The sequence below is a fragment of the Microbacterium aurantiacum genome (genome assembly GCF_021654035.1).
GTDB classification, from domain to species: domain Bacteria; phylum Actinomycetota; class Actinomycetes; order Actinomycetales; family Microbacteriaceae; genus Microbacterium; species Microbacterium aurantiacum.
In genome coordinates, this window is record NZ_JAJPDW010000003.1 from 83,303 (window position 1) to 106,625 (window position 23,323).

General features: G+C 67.4%; 16 protein-coding genes. 11 read left to right on the plus strand and 5 right to left on the minus strand.

Annotated features, from left to right (window positions below; translation table 11 throughout):
* Nucleotides 1-115: 115 nt before the first annotated feature.
* From glf to LTL01_RS08745, 6 genes are all read left to right on the plus strand, one after another.
* Nucleotides 116-1,252, plus strand: coding sequence for a UDP-galactopyranose mutase (gene glf, locus LTL01_RS08720; protein ID WP_236968265.1), 1,137 nt, complete (start codon nt 116-118; stop codon nt 1,250-1,252).
* Between the two features lie 23 nt (nt 1,253-1,275).
* Nucleotides 1,276-2,085, plus strand: a complete 810-nt coding sequence (locus LTL01_RS08725; protein WP_236968266.1) for an ABC transporter permease — start codon at nt 1,276-1,278, stop codon at nt 2,083-2,085.
* The gene (locus tag LTL01_RS08730) at nt 2,085-2,825 is read left to right on the plus strand and encodes an ABC transporter ATP-binding protein (RefSeq protein ID WP_236968267.1); all 741 of its coding nucleotides are present in this window, start codon (nt 2,085-2,087) and stop codon (nt 2,823-2,825) included. Before LTL01_RS08725 ends, LTL01_RS08730 begins: the two co-directional genes overlap by 1 nt.
* Before the next feature lie 232 nt (nt 2,826-3,057).
* The gene (locus LTL01_RS08735) at nt 3,058-6,396 is read left to right on the plus strand and encodes a glycosyltransferase (protein WP_236968268.1); all 3,339 of its coding nucleotides are present in this window, start codon (nt 3,058-3,060) and stop codon (nt 6,394-6,396) included.
* Nucleotides 6,397-6,425: 29 nt separating this feature from the next.
* Nucleotides 6,426-7,565: a glycosyltransferase family 2 protein gene (locus LTL01_RS08740; RefSeq protein ID WP_236968269.1), complete on the plus strand. Its 1,140-nt coding sequence runs from the start codon at nt 6,426-6,428 to the stop codon at nt 7,563-7,565.
* 66 nt (nt 7,566-7,631) lie between these two features.
* Nucleotides 7,632-8,780 (plus strand): glycosyltransferase, encoded by a 1,149-nt coding sequence (locus tag LTL01_RS08745; RefSeq protein WP_236968270.1) that lies wholly within the window; start codon nt 7,632-7,634, stop codon nt 8,778-8,780.
* A gap of 1 nt (nt 8,781) precedes the next feature.
* On the opposite strand, the gene LTL01_RS08750 is transcribed toward LTL01_RS08745, so the two are convergent.
* The 5 genes from LTL01_RS08750 to LTL01_RS08770 form a co-directional block, all read right to left on the minus strand.
* Nucleotides 8,782-10,044, minus strand: a complete 1,263-nt coding sequence (locus LTL01_RS08750; protein WP_236968271.1) for a hypothetical protein — start codon at nt 10,042-10,044, stop codon at nt 8,782-8,784.
* Between the two features lie 136 nt (nt 10,045-10,180).
* A complete protein-coding gene (locus LTL01_RS08755) occupies nt 10,181-11,143 on the minus strand; it encodes a glycosyltransferase (protein WP_236968272.1) in 963 nt (320 codons plus the stop codon).
* Nucleotides 11,140-13,050: a glycosyltransferase gene (locus LTL01_RS08760; protein ID WP_236968273.1), complete on the minus strand. Its 1,911-nt coding sequence runs from the start codon at nt 13,048-13,050 to the stop codon at nt 11,140-11,142. Before LTL01_RS08760 ends, LTL01_RS08755 begins: the two co-directional genes overlap by 4 nt.
* A gap of 109 nt (nt 13,051-13,159) precedes the next feature.
* Nucleotides 13,160-14,473 (minus strand): O-antigen ligase family protein, encoded by a 1,314-nt coding sequence (locus LTL01_RS08765; protein ID WP_236968274.1) that lies wholly within the window; start codon nt 14,471-14,473, stop codon nt 13,160-13,162.
* A complete protein-coding gene (locus tag LTL01_RS08770; RefSeq protein ID WP_236968275.1) occupies nt 14,470-15,873 on the minus strand; it encodes an O-antigen ligase family protein in 1,404 nt (467 codons plus the stop codon). Before LTL01_RS08770 ends, LTL01_RS08765 begins: the two co-directional genes overlap by 4 nt.
* Nucleotides 15,874-16,131: 258 nt before the next feature.
* Between LTL01_RS08770 and LTL01_RS08775 the strand changes: the two genes are divergently transcribed.
* The 5 genes from LTL01_RS08775 (at nt 16,132) to LTL01_RS08795 (ending at nt 23,318) form a co-directional block, all read left to right on the plus strand.
* Nucleotides 16,132-17,220, plus strand: coding sequence for a hypothetical protein (locus LTL01_RS08775; protein ID WP_236968276.1), 1,089 nt, complete (start codon nt 16,132-16,134; stop codon nt 17,218-17,220).
* Between the two features lie 118 nt (nt 17,221-17,338).
* On the plus strand, nt 17,339-18,475 hold the full coding sequence (manA, locus tag LTL01_RS08780; protein WP_236968277.1) for a mannose-6-phosphate isomerase, class I: 1,137 nt from the start codon (nt 17,339-17,341) through the stop codon (nt 18,473-18,475).
* Between the two features lie 162 nt (nt 18,476-18,637).
* A complete protein-coding gene (locus LTL01_RS08785; protein ID WP_272877917.1) occupies nt 18,638-18,964 on the plus strand; it encodes a WhiB family transcriptional regulator in 327 nt (108 codons plus the stop codon).
* 89 nt (nt 18,965-19,053) lie between these two features.
* A complete protein-coding gene (locus tag LTL01_RS08790) occupies nt 19,054-21,909 on the plus strand; it encodes a glycosyltransferase (RefSeq protein ID WP_236968278.1) in 2,856 nt (951 codons plus the stop codon).
* Nucleotides 21,906-23,318 (plus strand): DUF5719 family protein, encoded by a 1,413-nt coding sequence (locus LTL01_RS08795; RefSeq protein ID WP_236968279.1) that lies wholly within the window; start codon nt 21,906-21,908, stop codon nt 23,316-23,318. The genes LTL01_RS08790 and LTL01_RS08795 overlap by 4 nt, the downstream gene beginning before the upstream one ends.
* Nucleotides 23,319-23,323 lie beyond the last annotated feature (5 nt).

Consider the following 23,323-nt stretch of genomic DNA (forward strand, 5'->3'; position numbering starts at 1 on the left):
CTGAACAACAGTGAGTTATCGTAGTAGACCGTCGCCTGGAGACTTGCCCTACGCACCGGTGCGGCCGGTTTCCGCCGCTTATTCGCCCGCCGTTCCGTCTCAGAAAGCGCACGCAATGGATCTTCTCGTCGTCGGTTCCGGCTTCTTCGGCCTCACCATCGCGGAGCGCGCCGCGGCCGCGGGGCGCAAGGTGACCGTCATCGATCGACGTCACCACATCGGTGGGAACGCGTACAGCGAGGACGAGCCCACCACGGGCATCGAGGTCCACCGGTATGGCGCGCACCTCTTTCACACGTCCAACCCCGGCGTGTGGGAGTACGTGAACCGGTTTACGTCCTTCACCCCCTACGTCCACCGCGTGTACACGAACCACGGTGGCGTGGTCTTCCCGATGCCGATCAACCTGGGCACGATCAATCAGTTCTTCCGCGCCGCGTACACGCCCGACGAAGCGCGTGCGCTGGTCTTGGAGCAGGCCGGCGAGTTCGATGCGAAGACGGCGGCCAACCTGGAGGAGAAGGGCATCGCTCTGATCGGCCGCCCCCTCTACGAGGCGTTCATCCGGGACTACACCGCGAAGCAGTGGCAGACCGATCCGAAGGAGCTGCCTGCGGAGGTCATCAGCCGCCTCCCCGTCCGATACACCTATGACAACCGCTACTTCAACGACACGTGGGAGGGGCTCCCCACCGACGGCTACACCGCGTGGCTGGAGCGGATGGCCGATCACCCCAACATCGAGGTCGCCCTCGAAACCGACTTCTTCGACACGACCCAGCCGCTGAACAAGCGCGACACCGTCGGGCAGCTGCCGGTCGTCTACACCGGGCCGGTCGATCGCTACTTCGACTACACCGCGGGGGAGCTGTCGTGGCGCACGTTGGACTTCGAGGAGGAGGTCCTCGACGTCGGCGACTTCCAGGGCACGCCCGTCATGAACTACGCCGATGCCGACATCCCCTACACGCGGATCCACGAGTTCAAGCACTTCCACCCCGAGCGCGCCGATCGCTACCCGACCGACAAGACGGTCATCATGCGTGAGTTCTCCCGCTTCGCCGAGCGCGAGGATGAGCCCTACTACCCGGTGAACACCCCGGACGACCGGCAGGGACTGCTGGCCTACCGTGATCTCACCCAGGGCGAGAAGGACGTGCACTTCGGCGGACGCCTCGGCACCTACCAGTACCTCGACATGCACATGGCGATCGGCGCCGCGATGTCGATGTGGAACAACCAACTCGCCTGACGCGCGAGCCGTAGGATCATCGGGTGACCACTGCGACCGTCGGTGCCCCGGGCTCGCCGCGGCGCTACCTCCACTCGTTGTGGCTGCTGTCCGCGCGCGATCTCAAGGTGCGCTACGCCACGAGTGCGCTCGGCTACCTGTGGTCGGTGCTCGATCCGCTGGTGATGAGCCTCATCTACTGGTTCATCTTCACCCAGGTGTTCCAGCGCTCGGTCGGACACGACCCGTACATCGTGTTCTTGATCACCGCACTTCTGCCGTGGGTGTGGTTCAACGCCGCCGTCTCCGACTTCACGCGCGCGTTCAATAAGGACGCGCGCCTCGTACGTTCCACGGCGATTCCGCGCACGATCTGGGTCAATCGCATCGTGCTGAGCAAAGGAATCGAGTTCCTCTGCTCGCTGCCCGTGCTCGTCGGCTTCATCGTCGTCGCCGTGTTCACGAGCGAGGTGCCGATCGCGTTCAACTGGGGGCTGTTGCTCTTCCCGGTCGCGGTGCTGTTGCAGACGATGCTTCTCGTCGGGCTCGGGCTCTTGGTCGCACCCCTCTGTGTGATCTACACCGACCTCGAACGGACGACGAAGCTCATCCTGCGGGTGCTGTTCTACGCGTCGCCGATCATCTATTCCGTCTCGGACCTCCCGGGCGTCTTCCCGGAACTTGCGGCGTTCAACCCGCTATCGGGCATCTTCACGCTCTATCGCGTGGGCTTCTTCCCCGAAGTCTGGGACACCCTCAGTGTCGTCGTCGGGGCTGCCATGAGCGTCGGCTTCCTCGTCATCGGCGTCCTGGTCTTCCGTCGACTCGAGCGCCCCGTTCTGAAGGAGCTGTGATGAACGGGCTCGCCATCCGCGTCGACGTTCTCGGTGTCCGGTTCCGCCGCAACAGACGCGGTCGCCGCAGTTTCAAGGACCTGTTCGCGGGGGCCCAGCGGCGTACGCGGCCGGGGGAGTTCTGGGCGCTCCGCGACGTCTCGTTCACCGTCGAGCACGGTGAGGCGATCGGCGTGGTCGGGCGCAACGGGCAGGGCAAGTCGACGCTCCTCAAGCTCGTCGCCGGCGTCCTCCTCCCCGACGAAGGCGCCGTCACGGTGTCCGGCGGAGTCGCACCCCTCATAGAAATCACCGGCGGCTTCGTCGGCGACCTGACTGTGCGTGAGAACGTCCGCCTGACCGCCGGACTGCACGGGATGCCCCGCGCCGAAGTTGCTCGTCGGTTCGACGGGATCATCGATTTCGCAGAACTCCACGACTTCGTCGATACGCCGTACAAGCACCTCTCCAACGGCATGAAGGTGCGTCTGGCGTTCTCGGTCGTCTCGCAACTCGAGGAACCCGTTCTCCTCGTCGACGAGGTGCTGGCCGTCGGCGACAAGGCCTTCCGCGAGAAGTGCTACCGCCGCATCGACGAGTTGCTCGCGGAGGGACGGACGCTGTTCTTCGTCAGCCACAACGAGCGTGACCTGCGTCGCTTCTGCACGAGAGGGCTGTACCTCGACAAGGGGAAACTGGCGATGGACGCCCCGATCGGCGACGTGCTCGACCGCTACAACGCCGACCACGACATGCTCTGAGGAAAGGCCCGGGGCTCGATGACTAGACTGTCCCAGTCGTGAGCGCGGTTGGACGTCCAGATTGCCGCCGCGATTGCGACATGGAGTGCTCTTGAGGTAGGAGCGGATAGGAGACTTGCGGGTGGCGAATAGAGCGACGAGATTCGTCCGAAAGCTAGAAGCGTCGCCTCGCCTCTCTCCACTTCTGGAAGGCATGCTGGTTCCTCACTCACCGGCTGCTGGTGGTGCCAACATGGTGATCCGCCAGCACGTCGGTATGCAGGTGGGTCGCAAGTTCGACACCGATGCCGCCGCGGCGAGGTTCTACTTTCGCGAAGGATGGCGGCTTGGAATCGTTCCGAACCCGCTGATTGACGCTCCGGCGGCACGATTCTCGCTCGCGTCGGCGCTGCTGTTGCGAAACTCGCTCGCTGCAGCGACGTTGAATGCTTCGATTCCGTTCTCGTACTCTGCCAGCCGGTATGCGCCGCGCAACGGTGAATCGCCGGTCTCGTTGACTCGCTTTGCGGCGGACGCTCCGGACAAGGCGACGATCCGGATCGCGGGAACGAGCATGACCTGGGCACGCTATCTCACTCTGTGCGAAGAGCTGGGGGACACTGTTCGTCGAACTGTCGAGTTCGGGCTGTTCGACGTCGATTTCTACCAGGACCAAATCGGTGGCGCGCGCGTTCTGTCTGCCTATGCCGCCGTCGATGACTACATCGCCAACGGCGAGTTGGACGGACGAACACCACACCCCTTCTTCGAAGCGGAGTGGTACCGCACGCACGAGAAGTCGTTACTCCAGCGAGACCGTCCAGTGAACTACTTCTTGGACTTCATCCGGCGCGGGGAGGAGTCTCAGGCGTCTCCACATTTCTCAGGGCACAAGTACCTCAGCTCCCTCGACTCCGAGCGCCCACCCTCGCCGCTCGCGCACTTCGCCAGATCGGCGCCCGCCGACTCCGTCACGCCGTCGTGCGACGGTGTTCGCCCCGTCACGCGAGGCGTGGCCGAAACAACGGTCAGAGCGCGCGTTGGCGAGTACCACGCCCAGCAAGCGTTGCTCAAAGCGGAAGGTGCCCCTCTGTCGCGCCATCGCCGAGTGGGCGCAACGCAAGCGACCTCGACGGGGAGTTGCGTCGTATTCGTTGACGAACGGCACCTCAGCTCACGTGGCGCCGCGACCGCTCTGCGGGAGGTGCTCGGCCAGACGTTGAAGGACCTGCGCGTCGTCGTCGTAGAGCAGGATGACGTACCCAGGCTCCCCGAAGTTGAGGCGCTCCTCGACGAGTTCCCGCAGGTGGACAGTGCCGCACGAATGACGGTCGACGAGTCCTTTGGCGCCGTGATCCACCGACATGTCCTTGACGCTTCACCAACCGGTTGGACGGTGTGGACACCTGCGCAACGGTGGTCTGAGGACTACCTCGCGATCGCGACGGGCGCGCTTGTCCAAGACTCGGAAGCTGCAGCGTTCGCGGTCGTTGCCGGCACATTGCCTCAGCCCTGGCTTCGAACCACGGACGCAACGTGGGTCGATGTTCACGACGGATCGGGAGTCGTGTTTGCAGGCTCGAAGGGCTGGGGTTCGCGCATTCCGCTTGATCTGGACATGGGAGTGGCCTGGCGGATGCTGCTCGAGATCGTCGATGACGGAGCACGGTGTCTGTTCGTGGAGGCCCCGCTTGTGCTCGAGGTAGCGACGGAAGATGTCGGACCTCTTGACGCAAGAGCCGGCGCGAACGTTGCGCGGCGTTCCCGGCTCGCGCCATTCTCTGACGATCCACGACCCGGCGTGGCCGTCGTGATCCCGACGTTCGACGACTGGGTGCTGACCCGAGCGGCGGTGGATCGGGTGCTACAAAGCACGGAGGACAATGTAGTCGTCCAGATCATAGATAACGGCTCGCGCCGACCGGTGAGTACTGTTCTTGCTTCGGTGTTCGCTGCAGAGGACCGTGTGACGGTCCGCCGGCTGCCCCTCAACACCGACTTCGCGCTCGGATCAAATGTCGGGGCGTCTGACGCCGCACGCGACACAATCGTGTTTCTCAACAACGACACGGCCGTGCAAGACGGCTGGCTCGATCCGCTCCTCAACGTGCTGCGAGAGGACGACAATGTGGCCGCGCAGCCGCTTCTCCTCTACGGAGACAGGACGGTCCAAACCGCAGGTACCGTCTTTCTTGGCGCGATGGCGATGCCGAAGCACTTGCTTGCCGACGTTCATCCACTCGATGTCGACCCGCGGCTGGAGGCCTACGAGTTCTCTGCGCTCACCGCGGCTTGCATCGCACTAAGGTACGACGACGTCCGTGCTCTCCGTGGGTTCGACGCTCACTATGTGAACGGCATGGAAGATGTTGACCTCTGCATGAAGCTGAAGGAGCGCGGGAAGCTTCGCGTCTGCACGACGTCCCGGGTAATCCACTACGAGAGCCGGACCCCAGGACGCCACGTCCACCACTTCGCGAATCGTGCGCGCTTCGCGCGTCGGTGGCGGTCCGCGCTCGTCAACGACCTCGACGATCGAGACATTCTTGAGGGCGGCGACGTGTTCATCGAGGATGTTCGCTGGAAGCTGCCGCCGGGCAGCCCGATGTGGGAAGCCGACGTCATCTATGCGCAACGTCCGGTGATCGATGTGAACGAGTCGTCGCCGAGATTGCGCTGGGCGATCAAGACTGCTGCCACCGGCGACGTGTGGGGTGACTCGTGGGGGGACACATTCTTCGCCGAGTCGTTGGCGGCTGCGTTGCGCCGCCTCGGGCAAGACGTCGTCATTGATCGTCGAACCGCCCATGACCGCCCGTCCTCTGCCTCCTGGGACGACGTCACGCTCACGTTGCGTGGATTGGAAAGGTACCTACCGCAGCCGGGTGCGATCAATCTCCTCTGGGTGATCAGCCACCCAGACCTCGTCACCCGATATGAACTGGAAAGCGGGTTCCAGCGCGTCTACGCTGCCGGCGATGTGTGGGCTGAGCAGGTTAAATCGCACTGGGGAATCGACGTCACAACACTGCTCCAGGCAACCGACATCAGCAAGTTCCACCCTGATGCGGGAGGGGACGCACGTAAGGAGGGCGTCACCTTCGTCGGGCGGACGCGAGGCGTCCCAAGGCAGATCGTTGCCGATGCCATCGCGGCCGGGGCGCGGCCCCGGATTTTCGGCGACGACGGTTGGGAGCAATTCGTCGATCCAAGTCTTGTGGTTGCCAAGGTGCTTCACAACGATGACGTCCCTGCGGAGTATGCGTCTGCACAGATCGTCCTCAATGATCATTGGCGCGACATGGCTTCCTTCGGATTTCTGAGCAATCGCCTCTTCGACGCGGCTGCGGCAGGCGCCCGAATCATCAGCGATGAGGCGGCTGGGCTGAATGCAGTCTTTGGTCAGCAGGTGCAAACGTATTCATCCATCAATGAGTTGCGCGGCCTCCTGGATGCGAATTCTTCGAGGTGGCCTTCAGACCTTGAGATCAAGGCCTCAGCACACGATATTCGCCGCGAGCATTCATTTGACGCTCGAGCCCGCGTGCTGCTCTCCGATGTGATTGCTATTCGAAACCACGAAGGTGCCTGATGCGCAACCCAAAAATCGTTATGACACTCATGGTTCGCGACGAGGCCGACGTCATTGCGGCCATGCTCGAGCATCATCTCGCTGAGGGGGTCGATATCGTGATCGTTACAGACAACGGCTCGGTGGACGGCACTCGTGAGATCTTGGCGGACTATGCCGCTTCCGGCCGCGTCGAAGTCCACGATTATCTCAAGCACGACAAGAACCAAGCCGCTGTGGTGTCCTCGATGGCGGCGCGGGCAGCCACCCATCATGGAGCGACGTGGGTTGTAAACGCCGATGCCGACGAATTCTTCGTGGCGCAAGATCCGCACAAGACGCTGCGCGACGCGCTCGTGGGGATACCGACGGGAATCGGCTCATTCGAGGTCCCCGTCGTCAACATGACGGGACCGCCCGCTCGCGAGGGCGGTGCGCTGAATCGTCTCGTTTGGCGCGATCACCGAGAAGAGTCATCGCTGATGGAGACTGTCGCGCTTCATTCGCATCCCACTTCAGACGTGATCCATGTGGGCAGCGCGGATGTGATCGTCGTTCAAGGTAACCACGGCGTGAATATCCAGAGTCTGGGTTCGCCGCCCCCCGGCTGTGAAGTTGAGGTCTTGCACTTCCCGTGGCGCACCTTCTCGCAGTACGCCACGAAAATCGAGAACACGGGCAAGTCATACGATGCGAACCCGCTTCTGAACCCGAGTCCTCGGCACCATGGAATGCGCGACTATCGATTCCTCAACGCTGGGGTCCTGGAGCCGATGTACCTTATTCGTCACCCCGGCGAGGAGCCGGGTCCGGAGTTCGTTCATGACTCTCGCGTCGCGGACAGATTGACGCGGCTTCTCGAGAACGGGCTGGCGCAGGTGCCGTCCCGCCTTGAGGAGGCTCTTTCTCCCGCTTGGTCGGAGTACAGCGAAGCGGATCGTGTGAGGGCGCAAGAGATTGCTCGCTTGGTGATCCCGCTTGAGATGGAGCATCTTGCAGCGAGCACAAGATGGCGGGACATGTATCGAGCTGAGGCCGCTGGGCGCCGACGGGCGGAGGAGTCCGCCCGGAGTGCCGAGGCGGAAGGGGATCGTCTCGCGCGATTGCCTGAGCTTCGATTCCGGCGACTCGTCGGTCGTGCCAAGCGAAAGATTTCGCGGGTACTCTCGTCCCTCAATCGCTGGCGTTGACGATCGCGAAACCCTATCCATCCACGCGCGGCCCAGTGTGGTGCGACTCAGATAGAAAACACAATGATGACCCAGCCAGACCTCACCGTGATCGTTCCTACGTTCAACGAGGCGCCGAACGTCAGCGAGCTTGTCGACCGCGTCTCCAACGCGACGCAGGGCCTTGCGATCGAGATCATCTTCGTCGATGATTCGCGTGACGAAACCCCGAGGGTAATCGCCGCTAAAGCACGCTCCGCGACGGTGCCCGTTCGGCTCATTCACAGAGATGCGCCGGTCGGCGGACTGAGCGGCGCGGTGCTCGAAGGCATGAAGCACGCGCGAAGTACGGTCTGCGTTGTCATGGACGGCGACCTGCAACACCCGCCCGAGGTGATTCGAGATCTACATCGTCAGTTCGCGGGCGGAACCGCTGACGTTGTTGTCGCCTCTCGGTACGCCGCCGGCGGATCATCTGACGGGCTCGCAAACATCGTTCGAGACTTGGTCTCAAGAACGACCACGCTTCTCACGAAGGCGATGTTCCCGCTTCGCCTCCGTGACTGCACGGACCCGATGACCGGGTTCTTTCTCATCGATGTGTCGAAAGTCGATCTGGAGCGCCTCGCCCCCCGCGGGTTCAAGATCCTTCTGGAGATTTTGGCGCGCACGCCCCTGCGCGTCAGGGAGGTGTCGTTCACCTTCGCCGAGCGGGGAGGGGGCGAATCGAAAGCAAGCATCCGGCAGGGCGCCCATTTCCTCCTTCAGCTCACCGCGCTTAGGTTCGGCAAGATGTCGGCCTTCGCTCTGATCGGGGCGATCGGAGCGGTAGTAAACCTCGCGATCATGTTCGTTCTGACCCAGCTTGGTATGGGCTACATCTGGGCTGCAGTGATCGCAGCAGAGTCGACGATTATTGGCAACTTCCTGCTTCAGGAGCGCTTCGTGTTCCGCGAGATGCTCGACCAAGCGTCAAACGCGTGGGCCAGGTTCGCGAAATCATTCACGTTCAACAATGCCGAGGCCCTCGTAAGGATTCCACTTCTTGCGCTGTTGGTCGAGTCGTGGCATATCAGCAGCGTTCTCGCTGCTGCTATGACGCTCGCGCTGGCGTTCGTTGCGCGTTTCGCATTCCACGCTCTCGTTGTCTATGCGCCGAAACGGCCGCGTGGTGCGAAGGCCGAGCGTTTCCTGAGAGAGCTTGATTCGGAACTTTCAAAGCCCGGAGAGCTCTGAATCAGCGGTCGATGAGCTCGCAAGGTAAAACCGAGCGCCATCCGCTGTGAGGCAGGATCTCCACTCCAACAACAGTCGCGTCCGCGCGGCTGCACTCTGCCTTCGCGTTTGAAAGGCCGTCTGACCAGGTGATGCCAGTCAGGACCGGCGAGCCGGCCTTATCTGGCGAATAGCCGATCTGCCATGCCACGGACGTCAGGAGCACAGACCCCAACAGCACGCCGGCCGTAAGCCCGAGTGCGGACTTTCGTCGCCAGATCGAACCGACAGCGACTATTGCCGCGGAGACGAGGAGGAGCGCGGGAAGCGCAGAGTAGCGCGGAGTCCGAAGTTCTGTGGCGACGACAAGGAAATCCCGCCAGTTGGAGTAAAGCGAGAGTGCTACAACGAGCAAGCCAAGTGTCGCCATAAGGATAATGGCGAATCGTTCACTCGGATGTCCACAGACTACGCCAACGGCATAGGCCGCAAGCAGAGCGATGCATGCGACTGCCGTGGCTATCGTCACGTACTTCGCGCCGCCGAGGAGGATCAGCTCCATCACCCCCTGGGGCCCGATGAGCGCGGCGAGAGGGCCGCGCACCGCTGAGGCTCCCAGCAGATCGAGTAGAGGCGCGGTGTCTCGAGGCCTGTCTGATGCGAGAACGGAGCCGGTGACGGCCAACACGCAAAGCAAGAGGGTGAACCCGCCTACTCTGTCGCGCCATCTGGGAAGGAACAACCTCATCACGGCGAGAGGAGCCAGCACGACAGCCAGAGGGACACTCAAGGCGGCCAAGGCGATGAACGCGGTTGCCGCCGTTGTCGCGATGCGTCCTGCTGGGCGATAGAGCATCGCCCACATCAAAGTGAAGAACAGGAACCAGTGTAGGTTCGCTGCGTTGTTGATGGTGTCCCAGTTGCCGGCGGGGAGAAGGACAATCGTCGAGGCCATGGCGGCGCGCGTGTACGGGGACTTCACGTGAGCCCTAGAGAGGGTGAATACAGCGAGCGCGCATGCCACTCGGACAGAAGCGGCGAGGACCGCTAGCCCGGCTGCCCACCCGCCTGTCGGCAACGTCGCCACCGTCACCTCAGCGAGGAGCCGAGGGATCACGTGGAAGTAGCCGCCGAGAGGCTCGAACAAGTTGGCGAGGGGCGGGTTCAGTGCGGCGTCGCTGATCCAGTCCGCGCCATCTTCCGCCCACATCCGCTCGAGGTGGGGACGACCGGACGGGATGAGGAGCAAGAAAGTGAGGCCTGCAGCGAAGGCGGCCAGGTACATGGCGAAGTGTGCAGGCGTCCGACGGGGCCGAGGGGGGTGCCCGGGAAACGCCGCGCCGATCAGCTGAGCTACAGGGCGCCGGCCAGTCGACGGCGCGGTCGTTGTCGTCGGTGTTGTGCTCACCTGGAATTCGCTCTCATGTCCGGTCCAACGGCGGCATGGGCTTCCACGACCGATCGCGCGAGATCTTCCCGCCGTCGCGGAGGCCGCGGAAGAGGTTCGACGTGCCCCGCACGGTCCGCTCGACGAAGAAGAGCCGGATGAGCTCCTTGCCGAAGGTCAGGGCGGTGCCGAGCGCGAACGGCACGGGGCGGTAGACGCCGAGCTCGCGGTAGTAGTGCTTGATGTATGCCCGGTTGCGCATGATGTAGTACCGGTACGCGTTGCTCGAGGCGTTCATGTGGCGGATGCCCATGTCCCACTGCTTGATCTCGCGCGTCCGGCGTAGGACGAACTCGTCCACGATCACCGATGTCGTCTGGCGGGAGGCCAACCAGCCGTAGAGCTGGTCGTCCCAGTAGATGAAGAACCGCGGGTCGGGGAGGCCGATCCGCGACACGATGTCGCGGTGGATGAACATGCCCTCGAAGCATCCGGAATTCATCTCCTTGTACCCGGAGGCACCGAAGCCGGCGGGAGCGAAGGGAATCGGGATGGCGAGAGGCTCGGCGACGCGGTACTGCCAGTAGAACTCGCTGCCGTCGTAGTCGTAGCGCCGCCCCTGGATGCTCTGAAAGCGCGGGGCCCACTTGCCCATCTTCGCCAGGCCGTCGGGAATGACCTCGACGTCGTCATCCATGAGCCAGATCCACGTGGAGCCGATCTCGTGCGCGACCCGCATGCCCTCGCTGAAGCCGCCGGAGCCGCCGGTGTTCGTCTCCATGCGGCGGTAAACGAGCTCGGCGCCGATCTTCTCGCGGAACGATTCCACGACGTCGCCGGTGTCGTCGGTCGACGCGTTGTCGATGATGACGACGTGCCCGGGCTTCGGGTCCATCGACGCGATGCTGCCGAGGAGGCGCGTGAGCAGACCCGAACGGTTGTAGGTGACGATCGCGATCGTCGCCGATGCCGGGTCGAACGTTCGGTGAGCGTTCACGAGGCCTCTCCGAAAGTCCGCCGCCACGCGTCGACCGAGCTCAGCTCCGTCGCTGCCGCGCGGTACTTCGCCGACAGGGCGGGCCACTCGCGCCGGAGACGACGGTGGAGGAGGACGGTGTCGCGCAGCATCCGTCGGTACTGCGCTCGATCGCGGGTGTAGATGTTCTTGCCCGACCCGTCGGCGGCGCTGACCAGCGCACTGTCGTAGAGCGGAACCCGCCACCAGTGCGCGTCCAGCTTGCCGAACTCGACCTCGGGGTGGCTGACGTTCTCGGGCTTCGGTGCATGCAGCCAGTGCGCGATGAGCGTGGTCGCCGTGAACCAGCGCAGCCGCATGCCGCGAGGGCTGTCGAACTCGTGGTTCTTGAGCTTCTTGAACACCACGCGCCCGCGGCGGGCGCGCAGCGGCACGCCAGCGTCTTTGTGTACCACGGTCTCGGGGAAGGACTTCGCGAGGGCGCGCGCCGCGGGCATCGCCGTGGCGAGGTTCGCGCGCATGTGCTGGGGTCCCGAGAGGATGTCGCGCAGCGCCCTGTGGCGGAGCGCGACCGGGTAGTACTGCATCATCATCAGATGCTTGAGGTCGACGCGGCGGCTGTGCCGGAGGAGCGTGCCGCCGTCGGGCACGGGGGAGTGCAGGAGCGCGGCGACGATGCGGTTCCGGGCGTGGAAATAGGCCTGCCAGTCGATCGAGTCGTCCTTGCCGACCCACGAAACGTGCCACAGCGCGACACCCGGCATCGAGACGGTCGGGAAGCCGGCGTTTCGCGCGCGAATGCAGAACTCTGCGTCATCCCACTTGATGAATGCGGGGAGGGCGAGGCCCACCTCGCGGATGATCGAGAGGGGGATGAGGCACATCCACCAGCCGTTGTAGTCGGCATCCAGTCGCTGGTGCAGAATCGGTGACTGCCGCAGGTTGGCGACGCTGAAATCGTGCGGCAGCTTCTCCTGGTAGAGCGCCCGCCACATGAAGGGCGCGTCGTCGATGACCTCTGCCCACGCGTGCAGCTTCGGCCGGTCGAGGAGGTCGAACATGTGCGCGCCGACGATGGTCGGTGTGCTCGCAAAGCGGCCGAAGACCACCGAGCGTCGAAGCGACTCGGGTTCGATTCGCACGTCATCGTCGAGGAGCTGCACGAAGTCGCTCTCGGGGCGCTCGAGCGACTCCGACATCGCGCGGGCGAATCCGCCCGACCCGCCGAGGTTCGGCTGGGTGATGACCTGCAGCGTGTCGCCGAGGGACGCGGCGACGTCGGGATACTCGGCTTCGGCGTCGACGCGTCGGTCGCCCTGGTCGACCAGGAAGATGCGGTCGATGAGTTCGAGCACTTCCGGCTCGGCCGCGAGCGCCTGCAGGGTGGCGACGCAGTAATCGGGCTTGTTGTACGTGGTGATGCCGATCGAGGCCTTGCCGGCGCGCGCGGGCTCCTGCTCGGTGCTGTACCGGGCGCCGCGGAAGATCGCCGTGTCGTCGTCGGCCACGATGTCGAACCAGATGAAGCCGCCGTCGCTGTACTGGTCGAGCACGAGATCGAACGTCGACTGTGCGACTCCTTCGACCTCGCGGGTCTCGAGGCGCTGGCGGACGCCGGCTCCGTTCGAGCGGTAGACGAGGATCGTCGCCGTGCCCTCGGTGTCGACGGTCAGAGTGACCTGCCGCACCGCGGTCCAGTGCTGCCAGTAAGACGCGGGGAAGGCGTTGAAGTAGGTGCCGAACGACACCCGTCGGCCGGCGACGATACGGGCCGTGGTGCGGCCGAGGATGTTCCCCAGCTGTGCGCGGTTCGATACGCGCACAGGCTCCTCATCGATGACCGACCAGGTCTCGGGGTCGACGTACAGGGGCAGCAGGTCCGGATCGCGGTCGGTCGGGAAGACGACGTTCTGCAGGACGTGGGGCACGGGGCTTCTCCGAAGGGCTCGCGGGGGCGCCGAGGGCGTCGGGCCGAGGCGTAAGCCTACCGTGCCCTCTCTCGTGTTCCCCGGGCAGACTCTGTGACGGATGCGGCCTTCACAGCCCCGGTGCGGCGGGCGGGAGGCTCGGGTCGAGGCGCTCGCCGATGCGCTCGCGCCACGAGCGGGACTGGCCGGCGCGGACGGCGCAGAGGACGAGCATGAGCCAGCCGAGGCCGGTGAGGGTGAAGCTCTCGAACATCGAGTCGACGAGGAGGGCGACGAGGATGAGGGGCGTCCAGGCGTAGACGACCGAGCGGCGTTCGGTCGCCACCAGCCACGAGCGCACCAGCGCGATGCCGGCGAGGGCGAAGAAGAGGAGGAGGCCGAGCCAACCGAGCTGGAGGAGCACGTCGAAGTAGGCGTTGAGGCCGGTGGCGTGTTCGGAGCGCAGCGCGAAGTTCAGCGCGTTGAAGGGGAACTCGCCGTCGTCCCACGGGCCGTACCAGCCCCACCCCTGCACGGGGCGGAACCGCAGGTAGTCGACCATCAGGTTCCACAGGTCGACACGCATCGAGAAGTCGGTGCCCGCGCCGAGGAGCGCGACGATCGGATGCCGCAGCGCGTATCCGACGGTGATCCCGACGACGACCACCCCGCCGAGGCTGAACTGCACGGCACGTCGGCGGTCGGGGCGGACGCGGCGCACCAGCACCAGCGCGAGGACGGCGAGACCGACGGCGACGGCGAGGACGAGGACGGTGGGGGAGTCGCTGAACGCGGCGAGCGATCCCGCGAGGATCACCGAGGCGACCGACACCCCCGTGCGCACCGACTGCGTGCGGTACTCGATGAGGAAGGTGATGAGGGCGAGCACCGCGACGAAACCCAGCAGGTTGCGGGTGCCGAAGATACCCTGCACCGGCCCGAGTGAAGCGAGGTTCCCCTCGACGGCGAGGAAACGGAAGGGCGTGTCCAGGAGGATGCCCGACAGGATCTCCACGCCCAGCGAGATGCCGAGGAGCGTCCGCAGCACGTCGCCGAGCGCGCGAACGGTCTGCAGGGTGTCGCGGATGTGGCCGATGACGACGGCGAGGAGCCCGATCCCCGCGAGGGCGAGGGCGTTCCGCAGCGTGGCGGCGGCATCCGTGCTCCAGACCGCGCTGATCGTCGCCCACGCGATGAACGCGAGCACCGTGAACGGGACGAGCCGCAGCAGCGCGATCTCGTCGCGCCGCGCGATGAGGATCCCGATGCCGAGGAGGCAGAGCCCGGCGACGATCGTCACGTACGTGGTCGGGCTCATGAGCCGCTCGATCGCGAACGACGAGAACACCGCCGCGAAGACGGTGAGCGTGTAGGCGCGGGCGAAGGATGCCGAGGCGAGGAGAGTCGTCACCCACCCGGAGGAGGGGGTGCCCCCGCCGCTCACGGGGCCTGCTTCGCCGGTTCGCCGCGCTCGATGGCCGCGCTCTGCTCGGCGGGGCCGACGCCGACGTGCGGCGACTGCTTGATCTTCGCGCCGAACATGACCACGAACATCCATCCCCACAGCAGCAGCGGCGTGGACTCGGCGAAGCCCTGGACGAGCACCACGGCTCCCACGAGCGTCGGCAGGAGGGTGAGCGCGGAGTAGGGGCGGTCGGCGCGGAGGTCCCAGCGGGGGCGGTCGACGGCGAAGAACCACGCCCGCCACACGAAGGCCAGGTATACGAGCCCGAGCAGGGCGAGGCCGATCGCACCGAGCTGCAGGTAGACGTCCACCCACACGTTGTGGGCCTGCATCACGGTCTGGCCGTGGTCGACGATCCAGCGGTCGAAAGCGGGGTCGGAGGGGAGCCAGGGCGTCGCGAAGCCCCATCCGATGACGGGGTGCTCGTTCGCGCGGGCGAGCACCTGCTCCCAGATCTGCTCGCGCCCGGTGAGGTCGGAGTCGCGACCGAGCGCGCCGAAGATCGCGTCGCGGAGGGTCCACAGCGTGATCCCGCCGCCGATCGCGATCACGGCGTAGGCGATGTAGTAGCGGGTGCGCTCGCCGGGGCGGCGTGCGCGGCGCATGAGCAGCACGGTCACGAGCACGACGACGACCATCGCGCCGGCGACGAATGCGGTTGCCGACGAGGACCGCACCAGCAGGTAGGCCGACACGGCGATCCAGATCCACAGCGTGACCCGTCGGGGCGCGCGTGCACCCAGGCGCACCGCGAAGACGATGATGGCGAGGAGCGCGACCGAGCCGAGGAGATTGGCGTTGCCCATGATCCCCTGGATGCGTCCGCCGTCGAACAGGTTGTCGCGCGACCAGTACAGGATCGGATCCGCCGCCGGCTCGCTCGGGATGACGAAACCCGGGAGGAGCGGTCCGCCGATGAACAGCGACACCCACAGCTCGAAGGCGAGCGAGAGGCCGATGACCCACTTCAGCGCCGACGCGACGGCGCGCACGAGCTCGGCCCACGTCAGAACGGTGCCGACGAAGAGGGCCTGCACGGTGGTGATGTAGAGCAGCAGCAGCGTCAGCGCCGTCGTCCCCGGCCATGCCGACCAGAGGAGGGAGGCCGTCGCCCATGCGACATAGGCCACGGCGAACCACGGCAGGCGCCGCCAATGGACCGGCGGCCGCACGATGAACCAGAGGATCACCGACAGGATGCCGGAGGCGATCGCCCCGACCGCGGCGACGGTCTCACCGAAGGCGTTGACCCACGCGGTGCCGCCCAGGGCGAGCACGAGCACGAAGATGCACCAGCCGCGGAGCAGGAGGTGTCCGGTTTTCTCGCGCACCGGAGCGGTCGGCGGTGCCGATGCGGGGTGCTTCGAGTGGACGGCCATCGCCCCTCAGGGTACCCCCGCCGCCCGCGCCCATCCTGCGCGCGCGACGGGCGCGCGAGAGGTCGTTGGAGTTGCGTAGGTGGAGGGTTGTAGCCTCGGTGAGAAGTGACAAGGGGGTCCACTATGCGGCTATCGGTTCGCACCGGGCAAATCATGAGCGTTTGCGTAGGGTTGTTCATCGGGGGGATACCCGCGGGCGCAGTTGCGGAAGTAGAAGACCCCACTATCTGGGACAAGACGCCGCCTTCGATCACATCGGTGTCCCTTGTCGAGAGCGGCCCGTTCTCGTACGGCGACACTGTCTCTGTGGCGTGGGCGGCTACGGACGGCGGCGCCGGCGGGGGGTCTGGCGTCTGGTTGTTCCGCGTGAGTGGTATCGATAGTGCCAACAACGGCTTCTCGTTCGGAATGTCGTTGCCAAGGGGCAATACGTCCGCTAGTGGTGTCGCTACGTTCGTACTGGACGCGAGGGCGACACACTTCAACGGGCCGCTCGCGGACGGTCCGGTGCACATCTGGGAAGTCATAGTTGAGGACCATCAGGGGAACCGAAGCAGCTGGGGTCGAATAGATGAGCTCCGTTTCGGCGTCAACGCCCCCGCTGCCTTTCGTAGCAAGGAGATCTCGCTAGGCCAAGACCTTGCGAGAGGCTACCTAACCCTCCAAACGTCCTTCTCTCCGCAACCTTCGGACCTCAGGTACATATGGCGCCGGGATGGCGAGCTTGTTGCTGAGGCCACGGGTGCTACATACGACATCGGTGCAGAGGACGCGGGGTCGCGGATCACGGGGCAGGTCCTCGCCACACGTGCCGGATTCGAGTCGATCGACTTCACAAGTGGTGAGGTCGTCGTGCCACATGCGACAGTTCCGATCTGGCGCTTCTACTCTCCCGTGTATGGCGGGCACTTCTACACCGCGAGCGCTAGCGAACGTGACCGCCTGGCAGCCGCTGCAAACGGGCCTTGGAGATTTGAGGGTGAGGCTTACAGTGCCTTCGACGTTCAGCATCCCGGCTCCGTTCCGCTTTACCGCTTCTGGAACGCGGGGATCAAGGCGCACTTTTATACGACGAGCGAGGCTGAGCGTGATCGCGTACGCCGGGAGCTAGCGCACGAGTGGCGGTACGAGGATGTCGCCTTTTACGTCTATCCGCTCTCCTCCCAAGTCGAGCAAACGCGCATCGTGTCCCGCTTCTGGTCCCCATCGGGTCGACGACATTTCTACACAGCATCGATCGAGGAGCGCGACAGTGTGAGAAGCAAGTACTCTCCGCAAACTTGGCGATACGAGGGCGATAGCTACCGGGTGCCTCAGTCGACAGCGCTGCTCTTTCCGGCTGGATGACTCGGGTCTTCGTCGCCGATGGGCGCCGCGCGCCCTCTGGCGTCTGCAGGCCCCGCCGCCCGCGCCCACCCTGCGCGCGCGACGGGCGCGCGAGGACCCGCGCAATAAAGTGGGGGGCATGCTGGCACCCCTCCGCAATGAACCGCGCGATTACGCCTGGGGCTCGACGACGCTGATCGCCGAACTCGAGGGACGCGAGCCCTCCGGACGCCCCGAGGCCGAGGTGTGGTTCGGCGCCCACCCCGGCGACCCGGCCGAGACCCCCGACGGGCGCCTCGACGAGGTCCTGGGGGCGACGGATGCCCAGGAGCAGGCGCTGCCGTACCTGCTGAAGCTCCTGGCGGCGGGGTCGCCGCTGTCGATCCAGGCCCACCCGTCGCGTCCGCAGGCGATCGAGGGCTTCGCGCGGGAGGAGGCCGCCGGCATCGACCGTGACGCGCCCACGCGCACCTACCGCGACGCGAACCACAAGCCCGAGCTCATCGTGGCGGTGAGTCCGACGTTCCGGGCGCTCGCCGGCATCCGCGACCTGGACGCCACGCGCCGCTTCATCGCCGAGCTCGGCCTGTCGGCGGCGCCGCTCGCCGAGCGCCTGGCCACGGCGGTCGATTCGCTCGCCGACGTCATCGAGTGGGTGCTCGCGCCCTCCTCCGACGGCGACACCCGCGCCGTCATCGACGCCGCCCTCGCGGCGACTTCGGAGGAGTTCGCCGCCGAGCTCGCCCTCGTGGCGGAGCTCGAGGCGGCCTACCCCGGCGATCCCGGGATCGTCGTGGCGATGCTGATGAACCTCGTCGAGCTCCGCGAGGGGGAGGGGCTCTTCGTCCCCGCCGGCGTCCTGCACGCCTACCTGTCCGGACTCGGCGTCGAGCTGATGGCCGCGAGCGACAACGTCCTCCGCGGCGGGCTCACCCCGAAGCACATCGACATCGATGAACTCCTGGGCGTCCTGGACGCCCGGCCCTCCGCCGCGCCCACCGTCGCCGCCGAGACCGTTTCGGCCGGGCTCGTGCAGTACCCGGTGCCGGTGTCCGACTTCGCCCTCGTGCGCGCCGACGTCACCGGCGGCGACGTCGAGCTTCCGGCATCCGGCGATGCGATCGCGCTCGCCGTTGCGGGCGACGTGGAGGTCTCCTCTGCGGGATCGGATGCCGTGCGCCTCCGCCCCGGACAGGCGGTGTTCGCGAGCGCCGACGAGGGGCCGCTGACCCTCCGCGGGGCCGGCACCGTCTTCGTCGCGACGCCGGGACGGTGAGGTCGGACCGTTATCGAACGGTTCGACACGCCCGGCGCGTCGCAAAGGTTCAATACCGGGTTGAGGATTTACTATCCGCGACTTGACCTCCGGGAATGACACGGGTGTAATTACTCAAGCGCAAAACGCGTGATGGGGGATTCCCAGGGGGGAGAACGAGAGATGACGACTTCGCACTATCGTTCCGGCGTTCCAGAAGACTGGTTCGTCGATCCGGTCAATCTCGGTGTGCCGGGCGTGCGCCGACCGGCCGTCGAGGACGAAGAGAACGCCCTCGCCTGGCAGACCGACGCACTGTGCGCCCAGACCGACCCCGAAGCCTTCTTCCCGGAGAAGGGCGGATCGACCCGCGACGCCAAGCGCGTGTGCACCACGTGCGACGTGCGCACCGAGTGCCTCGAGTACGCGCTGGCCAACGACGAGCGATTCGGCATCTGGGGCGGCCTCAGCGAACGCGAGCGTCGCAAGCTCAAGCGTCGCGCGAGCTGAGCGGCAGCCGCTCCCGCCTGTACCGCGCTCTGCGCGCCACGGCGCGTGCGCCACGACCCCGCGCCGCCGCCGCCTAGGCTTTCCCCGTCATGCCCCTCCGAGTTCACGCCCTCCTCGTGGTGCGCCCCGACGGGCGCACGCCGGCCGCGTACCACCTGCGCCGTACCCTGGCGTCGCTGCGCGCACAGACGCGCCCGGTCGATGTCCTCACGATCGTGGTGTGCGGCGATGATCCCGGCGTCCGCGACGTCGTCTCCGCGGCGCCCGCGGAAGGCGTGATCACCGCGCCGGCATCGACCCGCTATGCCGAAGCCGTCGCTCTCGCCACCCGGCGCCTGGACGGCGATGCGGTGTGGCTCCTCGCCCAGGACACCGCCCCCGAGCCGGATGCGCTCGAGCGGCTCGCCGGCATCCTCGAGCTCTCGCCGACGGTCGCCTACGTCGCCCCGAAGGTCGTCCGTTGGGACGACCGGACCGAGATCGTCTCGCTCGGCGTGACGATGACCCGCGGGGGACGGGCCGTGGGGGTCTCCGACGGCGAGCTCGACCAGGGCCAGCACGACGCGCGCGAGGACGCCCTCGGCGCCGATGTCCGCGGCATCCTCGTCCGATCCGACCGCTGGCGCGCGCTCGGCGGCCTCGACCGTGCGCTCCTCGGGGCCGACGAGGGCCTCGACCTCGGCATCCGTGCGCGCCTCGCCGGAGATCGGGTCTCGCTCGTCTCCAGCGCGGTCGTCGCCACCGCCGGCGACGGCGTCGCGGGTGAACCCGAGCCGCTGACGGCCGGTCGACGTCGTGCCGCGGCCCTGTCGTCGCGCACCGCGCAGCTGCACCGCCGCCTGGCCTACGCGCCCTGGTTCGTCGTGCCGCTGCACTGGCTGTCGCTGCTCCCGCTCGCCGTGGTGCGCTCGCTGCTGCACCTCGTGCGCAAGGACCCCGGTCTCATCGTCCCCGAGTGGGCCGCGTCGATCCTCGTCACCGTGCGCCTGGCCGCCGTCTTCCGTGCGCGGCGCCGGATCGCGAAGAACCGCATGACGTCGTGGCGGCAGTTGGACCAGCTGCGGATGTCGCGCGCCGAGTTCCGCGAACGACTCGACCATGAACCCGTCGACGACCTCGTCGCGGGCGCGCACCGCCGCGGCGAGCTCCGCTTCTTCTCGGGCGGCGCGCCGTGGCTCGTCCTCGGCGCCCTCGTGGTGTCGATCGCCGCGTTCCCGGCGCTCCTGGCCTGGCCGGTCCTCGGGGGTGGAGGAGTGCTGCCGCTGAGCGCCGACCTCGGCCAGCTGTGGGCGCAGACGCGCTTCGGGCTCCGCGCCGAGGGCTTCGACACGATCGCGCCTGCCGACCCCTTCGCCGCCCTCGTCGCGATCGTCGGATCGTTCACGCCGTGGGCGCCCTCGCTGTCGCTGGTGATCCTGTGGGTCGCCGCCCTCCCGCTCGCCGCGCTGGGCGGCTGGTTCGCCGCGACCCGCCTGACCGAGCGGTCGTCGCTGCGCATGGTCGCCGGCGTCCTGTGGGCCCTCGCCCCGACCTTCCTCGCGGCGCTGACCACGGGGCGTCCGGCGGCCGTGCTGCTGCACCTGCTCCTCCCGTGGCTGTTCGTCGCGGGGTCCGTCGCGCACCGCTCCTGGACCGGCGCGGGCATGGCCTCGCTCCTCGTGGTCGCCGTCGCGGCGGCATCCCCCTCTCTCGTCCCCGCGCTCGTGGTGCTGTGGTTCCTGGCGATGCTCGTGGTCCTCACCGCCCTCGGCGGCCGCGGCGCCAGCCGGCTGGTGTGGGTCATCGTGCCGCTCGTCGTCTTCGCCGCGCCTCTGATCTGGCGCGCGATCGCCAACGGTGACGGGTGGGCGCTCCTCGCCGACCCCGGCGCGGTGTGGACGGGAGCGCAGGTGGCCGCCGATGCGGCGGGCCGCACCCTGCTCGTGTTCGGCATCCCCGCGCCGGATCTCCTCGGCTGGACGTCGTTCCTCGGTGACGTCCCGTCCTGGTGGGTTCCGCTCCTCGCCGCCCCGGTGCTGGTCCTCGCCCTCCTCGCCCCCGTCACCCGTCGGTGGCCGCAGGGCGTTGCGATGCTCGTGATCACGACGCTCGGCCTCGGCACCGCCTTCGCCGCGGTGGGGATCGCGGTGTCGTTCGCGCAGTCCATCCCCGTGGCGATCTGGCCGGGAGCGGCGCTCAGCCTCGCCTGGCTCGGGCTGGTCGGCGGAGCGACCGTGACCCTCGAAGCAGGGCTGCCCGCCCCCGCACGATGGACGCGGGTCCTCGTCGGTGCGGCGGCGTGCCTGAGCATCCTCGTCCTCGCCGTTCCTGCCCTCACCGCCGTCGCGCGCGGCACCTCGAACCTCACCGACGGCCCCGCCTCGACCCTCCCGGCCTACGTCAGCGCCGAGGGGCGCGGCGACCCGAACGTGGGCACCATGATCCTCACGCCGCAGAACGACGGCGGCCTCTCGGCGCGCGTCGTGTGGGGCGCCACCGAGACCCTCGACGGTCAGGCGACGTCGCTGCGCACGCGGACCACGGCCGCGCCGGCGGACGTCCTCGTCGCCGAGATCGCCGCCGACCTCGTCACGTCGTCGGCGGACGGCGCCGTCGAAGCGCTCGCCTCCCGCGGCGTCGGGTTCGTCCTCCTCGCCTCGGCCGCGCCGCCGGAATCCGACATCGCCCGCGGCACCCGCCTGTCGGCGGCGAACGCGATCGCGCAGCGCGGCACGCTCGACGGAGTCGGCGAGACCGCCCGCGGCACGCTCTGGCGCATCACCCCCGAGATCACCCCCCGCCCGGCCGAGCCGACCGCGATCCGCGACATCGCCACGGGGATCGCCATCTCGCAGCTCGTCGTCGTCGGCATCGCGCTGCTGCTGGCCGTCCCCACCGCCGCGTCCCGGCGCGAGGCGCGTCGGACACCGCGCACCGTCGGCACCACGACAGGAGCATCCGCATGAGCGAGGGACGGGGTCGCCGGGCCGCCCGCACCGGTGCGCGCCTGATCGCCGGAGGGGCAGTGGCGGCCGGTGTGGTGGTCGCCGTGGTCGCCGGGCTGACCGCGCCGTGGCCGACGATCCAGCGCGAGCCGGCCGAGATCGCCGCGGTCCCCGCGCCCGCTCCCGTGGTCCTCGCCTGCGGCGGAGGGCTCCTCTCGCTCGGGCGCGACCCCGTCGCCGCCGACGGGCTGAGCATCGCCGCGACGGCGTCGGTCACGGCGGGTGCGCGCGCGGAGGTCGCCGTTCCCGATCCCGTCGCGCTCGATGCGCCGTTCCTGACCGAGGGCGACGGAGGTGCCGCGTTCACGGCGCTCCCCGAGGGGCGCACCCGCGCCGACATCGCCGCCGCCTCCTCCGCGCAGATCGCCGAGCCCGACCTCGCCGGGTACGCGGCATCCGCGTGTCGTCCGCCGCTGCTGGAGTCGTGGCTCGTGGGCGGCTCGGCTGCCACGGGAGCCGCCGACCTCGTGGTGCTGAGCAACCCGGGGGACGTCGCCGCGACCGTCGAGCTCGCCGTGTTCGGCGCGGAGGGACTCACCGTCCCGCCCGGCGGTGCGGGCGTCGTGGTGCCGCCGCGTTCGCAGGGTGTCGTCCCGCTCGCCGGCCTCGCCATCGGCGAGGAGCGCCCGGTCGTGCGCGTGCAGGCGACCGGTGCGCCGGTGCAGGCGTCGCTGCAGTCGAGCATCACGCGCACCCTCACCGCCGGCGGCGTCGACCAGGTCGGCGCCCTCGCGCAGCCGGCGACGGATGCCGCGATCCTCGGCGTCACGGTCACCGGCGGAACGGTCGACGCGGCCCAGGTGCCCACCGTCGTGCGCGTGCTCTCGCCCTCCGCCGACGCCACGGTCCGCGTGACCGTCACACCGGTGGGATCCCCGACCCCCGCCCTCACCCCGACCGAGGTCGACCTCGTCGCCGGCGAGCCGATCGAGGTCGACCTCGGCGGGCTCGAGAACGGTACCTACACCGTCGATGTCGCGGCCGATCAGCCGGTCGTCAGCGCCGTCTGGCAGGCCACGGGCTTCGAGGCGGGCGACGACTTCGCGTGGTACACGCCCGCACCGCTCGTCGACGTCCCGAGCGTCTTCGCCACCCCTGCCGGTCCCGAACCCGTGCTGACCCTGCAGAACCCCGGCGACCAGGACGCCACGGTCGTCCTTGCCGCCGCGGACGGCGGTTCCCGCGTCGAGGTCATCGTCCTGGCGGGGGAGAGCACGACCCTGCGGTTGGCCCCGCAGACCGTCTACACGCTGGACGCGGCATCCGTCCCCATCCGTGCGGCGGTGTCGCTCGCGGGCGACGGCGCCCTTGCGGGCTACCCCGTGTGGCCGGCGGATGCCGCGGCTCCGCCGATCATCGTCTACCCCTGAGACGG